Source organism: Blautia massiliensis (ex Liu et al. 2021) (assembly GCF_052064225.1).
GTDB classification, from domain to species: Bacteria; Bacillota; Clostridia; order Lachnospirales; family Lachnospiraceae; genus Blautia_A; species Blautia_A fusiformis.
In genome coordinates, this window is sequence record NZ_JBQHWA010000020.1 from 58,686 (window position 1) to 67,164 (window position 8,479).

The 8,479-nt window shown below is 44.0% G+C and carries 10 protein-coding genes and 3 pseudogenes; 4 read left to right on the plus strand and 9 right to left on the minus strand.

The window, feature by feature from the left end:
* Nucleotides 1–51: 51 nt before the first annotated feature.
* The 8 genes and pseudogenes from ACTNDQ_RS09690 to ACTNDQ_RS09725 form a co-directional block, all read right to left on the minus strand.
* Nucleotides 52–1,743, minus strand: a complete 1,692-nt coding sequence (locus ACTNDQ_RS09690; RefSeq protein ID WP_441064464.1) for an FAD-dependent oxidoreductase — start codon at nucleotides 1,741–1,743, stop codon at nucleotides 52–54.
* A gap of 1 nt (nucleotide 1,744) precedes the next feature.
* On the minus strand, nucleotides 1,745–2,065 hold the full coding sequence (locus ACTNDQ_RS09695) for a rhodanese-like domain-containing protein (protein ID WP_154433133.1): 321 nt from the start codon (nucleotides 2,063–2,065) through the stop codon (nucleotides 1,745–1,747).
* 12 nt (nucleotides 2,066–2,077) lie between these two features.
* Nucleotides 2,078–2,383: a thioredoxin gene (gene trxA / locus ACTNDQ_RS09700; protein ID WP_118718022.1), complete on the minus strand. Its 306-nt coding sequence runs from the start codon at nucleotides 2,381–2,383 to the stop codon at nucleotides 2,078–2,080.
* A gap of 71 nt (nucleotides 2,384–2,454) precedes the next feature.
* On the minus strand, nucleotides 2,455–2,844 hold the full coding sequence (locus ACTNDQ_RS09705) for a rhodanese-like domain-containing protein (RefSeq protein WP_154433131.1): 390 nt from the start codon (nucleotides 2,842–2,844) through the stop codon (nucleotides 2,455–2,457).
* 59 nt (nucleotides 2,845–2,903) lie between these two features.
* Nucleotides 2,904–3,650, minus strand: a complete 747-nt coding sequence (locus ACTNDQ_RS09710; RefSeq protein ID WP_441064465.1) for an SDR family NAD(P)-dependent oxidoreductase — start codon at nucleotides 3,648–3,650, stop codon at nucleotides 2,904–2,906.
* 161 nt (nucleotides 3,651–3,811) lie between these two features.
* Nucleotides 3,812–4,015, minus strand: coding sequence for a DUF4367 domain-containing protein (locus ACTNDQ_RS09715; RefSeq protein WP_441064466.1), 204 nt, complete (start codon nucleotides 4,013–4,015; stop codon nucleotides 3,812–3,814).
* Between the two features lie 428 nt (nucleotides 4,016–4,443).
* Complete coding sequence (locus ACTNDQ_RS09720) at nucleotides 4,444–4,797, minus strand: tyrosine-type recombinase/integrase (RefSeq protein WP_288788063.1); 354 nt, start codon at nucleotides 4,795–4,797, stop codon at nucleotides 4,444–4,446.
* Between the two features lie 145 nt (nucleotides 4,798–4,942).
* Nucleotides 4,943–5,230, minus strand: a pseudogene (locus ACTNDQ_RS09725) (phage portal protein); the annotation flags it as partial.
* A 120-nt stretch (nucleotides 5,231–5,350) separates the two neighbouring features.
* Between ACTNDQ_RS09725 and ACTNDQ_RS09730 the strand changes: the two are divergent.
* The gene (locus ACTNDQ_RS09730; protein WP_044906158.1) at nucleotides 5,351–5,656 is read left to right on the plus strand and encodes a type II toxin-antitoxin system RelB/DinJ family antitoxin; all 306 of its coding nucleotides are present in this window, start codon (nucleotides 5,351–5,353) and stop codon (nucleotides 5,654–5,656) included.
* Nucleotides 5,653–5,982, plus strand: coding sequence for a type II toxin-antitoxin system RelE/ParE family toxin (locus ACTNDQ_RS09735; protein ID WP_004851931.1), 330 nt, complete (start codon nucleotides 5,653–5,655; stop codon nucleotides 5,980–5,982). Before ACTNDQ_RS09730 ends, ACTNDQ_RS09735 begins: the two co-directional genes overlap by 4 nt.
* Nucleotides 5,983–6,072: 90 nt before the next feature.
* Here ACTNDQ_RS09735 and ACTNDQ_RS09740 read toward each other — a convergent pair.
* A pseudogene (locus ACTNDQ_RS09740) lies at nucleotides 6,073–6,387 on the minus strand (hypothetical protein); the annotation flags it as partial.
* Between the two features lie 245 nt (nucleotides 6,388–6,632).
* Here ACTNDQ_RS09740 and ACTNDQ_RS09745 point away from each other — a divergent pair.
* Complete coding sequence (locus tag ACTNDQ_RS09745) at nucleotides 6,633–7,895, plus strand: GmrSD restriction endonuclease domain-containing protein (RefSeq protein WP_441064467.1); 1,263 nt, start codon at nucleotides 6,633–6,635, stop codon at nucleotides 7,893–7,895.
* Nucleotides 7,896–7,952: 57 nt separating this feature from the next.
* Nucleotides 7,953–8,348: pseudogene (locus tag ACTNDQ_RS09750) on the plus strand (virulence RhuM family protein); the annotation flags it as partial.
* Between the last annotated feature and the right edge of the window lie 131 nt (nucleotides 8,349–8,479).

Sequence of the window (8,479 nt, forward strand, 5' to 3'; positions counted from 1 at the left end):
TGAAAATCCGCCGCATCTCTACCAAAATTGTTGGAGAGATGCGGCGGTTGTTTATTTGTCCATGCCGCAGGCGGTAGCCGATTCAATGAGACAGTGATCATTGGTCACAGCATCATAGAACCGGAAGCCGCCGGAGAAGTTATAGCAGTCAAAGCCGTTTCCGGCCAGGATACGACAGGCAATGTAGCTGCGCAGACCGCTCTGACAGATGACGTAGACTCTCTTACGCTTGTCCAGCTCACCCAGCCGCTCCCGCAGCTCGTCCACCGGGATGTTAAAGAAGCCGTCAATGTGTCCGTGTGCGAATTCTTCCACAGTGCGGGTGTCCAACAGAGTTACGCTTCCGTCACGAGGAAGACGATCTGCATCTTCCAGATGCCATTGTTTCAGAACACCGTTTGCGATATTCTCAACCATAAAGCCAGCCATATTTACCGGGTCTTTCGCAGAGGAATAAGGCGGTGCGTAGGCCAGATCCAGATCCTTCAGTTCCGTGGCTTTCATTCCTGCCCGGATAGCGGTGGCCAGCACATCAATGCGCTTATCCACACCTTCATAGCCTACGATCTGCGCACCCAGCAGGCGATAAGTCGCCTTTTCAAAGACCACCTTCATTGTCATGACTTTCCCGCCGGGGTAGTAACCTGCATGGCTCATGGGCGACAGGATAACCGTATCAACATCCAGCCCTGTTTTTCTGGCGTTGGTCTCATTTACGCCGGTAGTAGCGGCAGTCATGCCGAAGATCTTGATGACACTGCTGCCTTGGGAGCCGGTATAATGGCTGTCTCCGCCACAGATGTTGTCCGCAGCGATTCGTCCCTGTTTATTGGCAGGGCCAGCCAAAGAGATCAGAGCATCCTGCCCGGTGACGAAGTGCTTCACCTGCACCGCATCGCCCACGGCATAGATGTCGGAAATGGAGGTTTCCATTCGGTCATTGACCACAATACTTCCTTTAATGCCCAGTTCCAACCCGGCATCCTTTGCAAGGGTGGTTTCGGGAGAAACACCAATGGCCAGGATTACCATATCCGCATGGAGAGGCTGTTCGTCTTTCAGCAGCACATCCACGCCGCCGTCCCTTTCCTCAAACCCCTCTACGGTATGACCAAGTGCCAGCTTTACACCGTGCTTGCGCATTTCATTATGGATGAAAGAAGCCATATCGGCATCAAAGGGATTCATAAGCTGTTTTGGACGCTGGACAATGGTGACATCCATCCCCAGCTCTCGCAGGTTTTCTGCCAGCTCCAATCCAATGAAGCCACCACCTGCCAGTACAGCGGATTTGGGATGGTTTGTATTGATGTAATCCTTGATGCAGAAGGTATCTTCAACAGTGCGCAGGGTAAACAGCTTATCAAGACCTACACCGGGAAGCCGGGGCTGGGTAGGCTTGGCTCCGGGAGAGAGAATCAGCTTGTCATAGCTCTCCTCAAACTCCTCACCGGTTTCCAGATTTTTCACGGAAACGGTTTTTTCTTCAGGATGAATCGCTGTGACCTCATGGCGCACCTTCATGTTCACACGGAACCGGGAGAAGAAGCTTTCCGGGGTCTGGAGGGTCAGATCCGACCGATCGGTAATCACATCACCGATATAGTATGGCAGACCACAGTTGGCATAGGAGATATACCCCGAGCGCTCAAAAACTACGATTTCTGCCTGCTCATTCAGTCTGCGAATACGGGCGGCAGCGGTAGCACCGCCTGCCACACCGCCTACAATGACAACTTTCATATTATCGTTCCACCTTTCCTGCATAAGCGGAAATTCCGCCTATGTTTTTCACGTTGGTATAACCCAGCTGCTGCAAAACAGCAGCTGCCTGGCGGCTTCTTGCACCACTGAGACAGTGTACAAAGATGGGGGTAGCTTTATTGTCAATCATGCCAGCCACTTTGTCAATGGACTGCAAAGGAACATTTTTACTGCCGGGGATATGCCCCTGCCGGTATTCGTCGGGGGTGCGAACATCCAGCAGGACTGCGCCATCCGTAGTGCTATATTCTTTGACACCCTGATTGATGTCAGGGCCTTTCAGGAAATCGAAGAATCTCATCTTTGCACCTCCTTACAGCATGGCGAGAATCTGAGCCTTAGGTCTGGCACCGGTGACTTGATTGACAATCTTTCCGTTCTTCATAACCACCAGAGTGGGTATGCTCATCACACCGAACTGCATAGCCAGTTCCTGTTCCTCATCCACATTAATTTTAACAACCTTGATATCGGAGCGCTCCTTGGCAATCTCCTCTACCAGAGGAACTACCATGCGGCAAGGACCACACCAGGGAGCCCAGAAATCCATCAGGACGGGCTTGTCCGAGTTCAAAACCTCTTGATTGAAATTGTTTTTATTAACACTGATAGCAGACATATTTAAGTCCTCCTGTTTTCTTTTTTATGGCTTTATTATATCCAGTAGTCGTTCCTTGTTCTGTGATTTTATCACTTATCGCCGGTGACTGTTTCACCGGGCCAACTATTAATTCCGCCGATCTCAATGATATTGGTGTAGCCCAGTTTCACCAGTTTTTCAGATGCCTGCTTACTCCGATTACCGCTGCGGCAGTATACCAGAATCAGCTGATCTTTATCCGGCAGTTCAGAGATATCCTCTGTGCCAATGGATTCGTTGGCAATATTGATAGCACCGGGAATATGCTTTTCGCTATATTCCTGAGCAGTACGAACATCGAGGATGATGTATCCGGTTTCCTCCTCCATCATCGTAATAGCTTCCTCCATAGTAATCTGTCGATAGGTTTTTTCAGCGGATTGCGTTGCACAACCAGAGAGAAGCAGTAAAGTCATTAAAATGGGAATGATTCTTTTCATGTGTATACCTCCATATTTTGAAGATAGGGCAGCCGTTTCCAGCTGCCCTGTTTCCTTTTTTATGTTCTTGCCATTCCGTCTACACTGAGCACAACGCCCGTGATATAGGATGCTTCGTCAGATGCCAGGAACACAAATGCATTGGCAATATCCTCCGGCTGACCCAGGCGGCGCAGAGGGATCTGCTTGATGAGCGGATCAATTACTTCCTTGGGAACAGCCTTCATCATATCGGTCAGGGTAATACCGGGAGCGACTGCATTCACTCGAATACCCTTCGGACCCAATTCTCGGGCAAGGGAAACCGTCAGGCCATTGACAGCAAATTTGGATGCGGGATAAGCAAAGCCACTGGGCTGGCCGTAAATGCTGACCATTGAGGAGGTGGAGAGAATAACACCTTGACCTTTTGCAATCATGCACTCACTGGCGGCTCTTGTAGCATTGAACACGCCTTTTACATTCAGATTCATAACCTTATCAAAGGTTTCCTCCGTATACTCGGTAAAGGGAGTGCTTTCGGATATACCGGCATTGTTCACCAGAATATCAATGCAACCGTATTTTGAGGCAGCTTCTCGGAACGCATTGCGGACAGATTCCAAATTGGACAGGTTAGGACTGATTCCCGCAACTGTTGCATCAGGGTACTTTTCTTTCAGCTGCGCAACCGCTTTGTCAGCAGAACCTTGTGAGCTTGCGGTCAGGATTACCGTAGCACCTTCCTTCAAAAATTTGTCTGCGGTAGCGTAGCCAATGCCACGGCTGCCTCCGGTGATGATTGCAACTTTATCTTTCAGTCTCATAAGAATACCTCCTTGTGTTTTGTATTTGTAGTATAACCTGTTTCGGAGGCGCTCTCCGTGATAAAATCACATTTTTCCAAGAAGGAATGATAGAAAAATCATGCCCGTGCATAAATAAAAAGTCACAGTCACGCTCCGATTTGAAGTGTAGACTGTGGTTTTTATTTTACAGGTTCTGCACTTTCAGCCATCTTGATGATTTCGGAATCATCAATTTTGCTTGGAGTGTATTCCAGAACATAAGTGACTTCCGGAGAATAAGTCCAACAGAGAAATGCCGTGTCATCTTTCTTGTAAAGAGCGCCCGGCCAGTCTTGAATCATCATTTCCTCACAGCTGTCCATACTGTCAACCGGGAAAAGCACTCCCAGGGCTTCCGTATGTAATCCGGTGATTTCTTTCGGGTCTCCTTAGTAAAATGTGGTTTTCAGGATACGGTATTGTGGATCTGATTCGTGAAGGTGCTATCACTCTGGATGATTTAGCGGGATTCAGTGAAGAATTACAAGCGCAGGTTCAGTTTTTCATTGAGAGGTAACCTAATGTTGACTTGTTCCCTCATACATACCCATTGGATTTGTTCCCATGTACTGTGGACATTCAAGCCATTGTCTCGTTCCATGTTGAGACGGTAGCGTTAATTTGCCGTAAATAAGCGGGTTTCTGGGATTGAAACTGTGAAGTTCAGTGGATTTGCCACCCATTTGCCACCCGCAAAACTAAAATAACGAATTAATAAGGAAAACGGTTGAACTCTCTGAACCAACTAGAGTTGCTCAACCGTTTTTTGTATTTATTGAACTGCCTGCTCAAAAACATCAACAGCGGTCTGTTGCATAACTTCAGTATTAAACGTATATGTACGAAGTGTTGTCTGTATATCCTTATGCCCCAACCGTTCCATAACTGTCTTGGGATTAACTCCGTTTTCTGCAAGGATCGTTCCGTGAGTGTGCCGCAGACAGTGAGCATGAAACAGAACGTTGCCAAGCTCCATATGAATTACTCTGGCGCAGTATTTAAAGGAGTCAGGAGTTACAAGGCTTCCACTATCTTTGACGCATAACGGAGTAATTTCCTGATAGCTTACAGTTACATCTGCCTTAATCTGAGCAATTGAACCATCTGGTAACAGATTGGTTTTCATGTAGTTTCCACCATATTTCATACGATTGATTTTTGACGTTGAATCACATATTTTAATTCTTGTTCCAGGGTTGATTCTATTTTGAGCGTGCGGTAGGAATCTGCAAAGAACCTAGCACCATATTCTTCTGTTGCGATGGCTAGCTCGATGACATTTCCGGATTTGACTCATCGTGAATCAGTCGATACAGAGGATGTTTGATTGCCTTTTCTTTACTACCGGAGTCAGTATACTTATAAATATGGATCGGCAGTCCTGTAATGGATCCCGAAAGAATTCTGACACAGACGTAGACTGCAGTCATCTGCATGGCACTTCGTTCATTAACGGTTTTGTCGAAGTTGCTTCCAACAAAGAGAAAACGATAGACGCTGCCATTGGTACTGTTGGTGGGCTTGTCTCTGGAATGAAATAGCCCCGATAAAAATCCCATAAATATTCCTTTCTGCCTTAAGAGGCGTATTAAATTCAAAGTTTCGTTATAAAATAATCTATGCAAATGCTTGCAAATGCAAGCAAAAACGGATATAATAAAGAAAAAGGAGGCGATACTATGGCAAATACATCCGCTGTTTATGCAAGAATAGATACTAATCTCAAGGATAATGCTGAGAGCATTCTTTCCCAGCTTGGCATTTCTCCATCCAGTGCAATTCAGATGCTTTATAGCCAGATCGTACTGAAAAAGGGTATGCCGTTTGAATTGAAACTTCCTTCTTCTAAGCCATTAGCTGTTGGTGCAATGACCAGAGAAGAACTTGATGCAGAACTCCAGAAAGGTGTTGATTCCATCAAAGCAGGAAAGGTATATTCTGCAGATGAAGTCGATGCAGCACTTGCAAAGGAGTTTGGCATATGACGGATAGCTACAATGTCGGCTATTCTGTAGATGCACTTGGTGATTTGCGTGAAATCTATTCGTATATTGCGAATGAACTTCTTGTTCCGGAGACAGCCGCAGCTCAGCTGGGGCGCATACGAAAGGAAGTTCGTTCATTGGATTTCATGCCAGCTCGTTATACGTTAGTTGAATGGGAGCCTTGGCATTCGATGAAAATGCATCAGCTTCCGGTAGACAACTTTATTGTGTATTATCTTGTCGATGATAAAGAGAGGACAGTTACAGTAGCACGAATATTCTACGGTGGTCGAGATATCGAAGGAATTATAAATTCAAATAAATAAACAGAAGTGGAGCTTTTTGTGTAAAAACAAGAGCTCCATTTTTATATGAATAAAATTCATCTGTCATCGTAGACAGAAGCGCCTGTATTACTTGTCCGGAGCATGGAAGGGACGATTCCTTGTACGCTGTCCATTAGTCTTAGTAGGAGTACAGGGCTGGCAAAAATATTTGATGAGATCTTTTCCTTCTGAGAGCTTTTGTTTTTTCAAACCGAGAACAGCACCGACACCCTCCAAGGAGAGTGGGAGTCCCATTGTGGCAGCCCAAATCATAGAGCAACGCCAGCTTTCAGGTTCTAGATATTCTCCGGTCGGGTATCCTAAGAAACGAGAAAGGCAGATGCGTTCAAAAGCTGCATTGAATGCCCACTTGATGACAGATTCATCCTCCAGGGCAAGAAGAACTGGTATGAATATGTCGAGTTTGGAACCACAAATCCATTAACGATTTTGTTGCAGCGAAATGGCTTTTCAAGAGAGTCAGCAACTTTTATCAAAAAACATAAAGACGAGTATGTGGCCCATGATGGAAGCACTGATGAGTTAAGACTACGCTTATCTTTGTTGGATTGTGGAAACACGAGTGTGATGACAGAAGCAGCAAGTATTAGGTTTAATGCTCCGAAACTGTTTCTGGAGGAGGATGCCTAATGAAGAAAATTGAAGGTTCGCCTAAGAATCTAAAACAATTATTACAGAATACAAAATATTCTATTCACTATTATCAGCGTGAATATATGTGGCAGCGTAAGCACATAGAAGAATTGATCGATGACCTTACATCAGAATTCTTGGAATATTATAAAACAGATGATCCAAGACAAGCTGTAGCTGATTATGGCGCATATTTCATGGGCTCCATTGTTCTGGCAGGAAGAGAAAATGCGATTATTGATGGTCAGCAAAGATTTTCGTCTTTGACACTATTGCTGATGTATCTTAATAACAGATTAAAGACTATCGGCCAGAGTTATAACATGATTGAGACTATGATTTTCTCAGAATCCTTCGGTACTAAGTCTTTCAACATCAATGTTGATGACCGTCAGGATTGTATGAATGCAATTTTCAACGATACTGATTTTGATACTACCGGTGCCGGAGAGTCTGTAAAGAACCTTTATGGTCGATATCAGGATATTCAGGATGTTTTTCCTGCTGATATTACAGATGATATGTTATTGCATTTCTGTGATTGGGTTGCGGAGAAAGTATTCTTTATTGAGATTGTTGCAACAACTGAGCAAGATGCTCATAAAGTATTTGTTACTATGAACGACCGTGGTTTGAGCCTTACATCTACAGAAATGTTAAAGGGCTATATTCTTTCGGAAATTAAATCCGATTCTTCTCGTGAAAAGATGAATGGTATTTGGAAAGATAAAGTTCTTACATTAAAGAAAGATGACGACAAGGGCGATGAGACATTTATTAATAATATTAAATACAGGTCTGATATAAATGCTATGAATCCGATTGAGAAGAATGTAAATTCTTTGGAGGACTATATTAAACTCACAAAAGCATCAAGATATCATTTCTGTTTGGATTCTGAAGTTTACACAGGCTTTTTGAAAACACTCGTGAATGCGAAATTCAGAAATGCTATCGGTCATAATGATGTTGAATACAATTCAGTAGACCAGCTGATAACGTATATTCCTAATCCGAAAGACAGAACAAAAAAGAAAACAGAATACCTTCTTCAGTTTGAAAATGAAGCTATGCATATGTTTCAAGCTATATTGGGTATCTCTGAATATTTGTATCGTCTGAGGGAACTTGAACTTATGTATGATGGAAAAATTCCTATTATGGTTCAGGAAAGAGTAAAATGGCCGAAGAAGATAGGCCGCAATGAATTGTGTCCGTGCGGAAGCGGAAAGAAGTATAAGCGTTGTCACGGACGATGAGAGTATGTAGAAATTAGTTTATTATAGAGTAATTTGTTGGGGAAGGAGGCCTCCTATTTGAAAAAGAAAAAAGATGAAATAACCATCCGTTCTAGCACAGCAGAATACTTAACCTATATTGCCTCTATTGGTGATCAGCAGGACAGCATTGAGATGCGCTATGAGGATGAGAATATATGGCTGACACAGAAGATGATGGCCACATTGTATGACGTTGGTTTGCCAACGATAAATGAACATATTAAAAAGATTTATGCAGATAGTGAATTAGAAGAGTCTGCAACTATTCGGAATTTCCGAATAGTTCAAACCGAAGGTTCCCGTCAGGTGACCCGTGATACAAAGCATTATAATCTTCAAATGATTATTGCGGTTGGATTCAAGGTTAATAATGAGCGAGCAGTGCAGTTTCGTAAGTGGGCCAATGGCATTGTGAAGGACTACACCATTAGATAGTGCGCTTATTCCCAAACATGCACAGCATTAAATGATAAAGGAGCATTCCTGTAATTCATTAAAAGCGCCAATTGAATAAAAAAGAACCTCAAGGTATGATTGAGTTGCATCTTGGCGGATGTAAACAA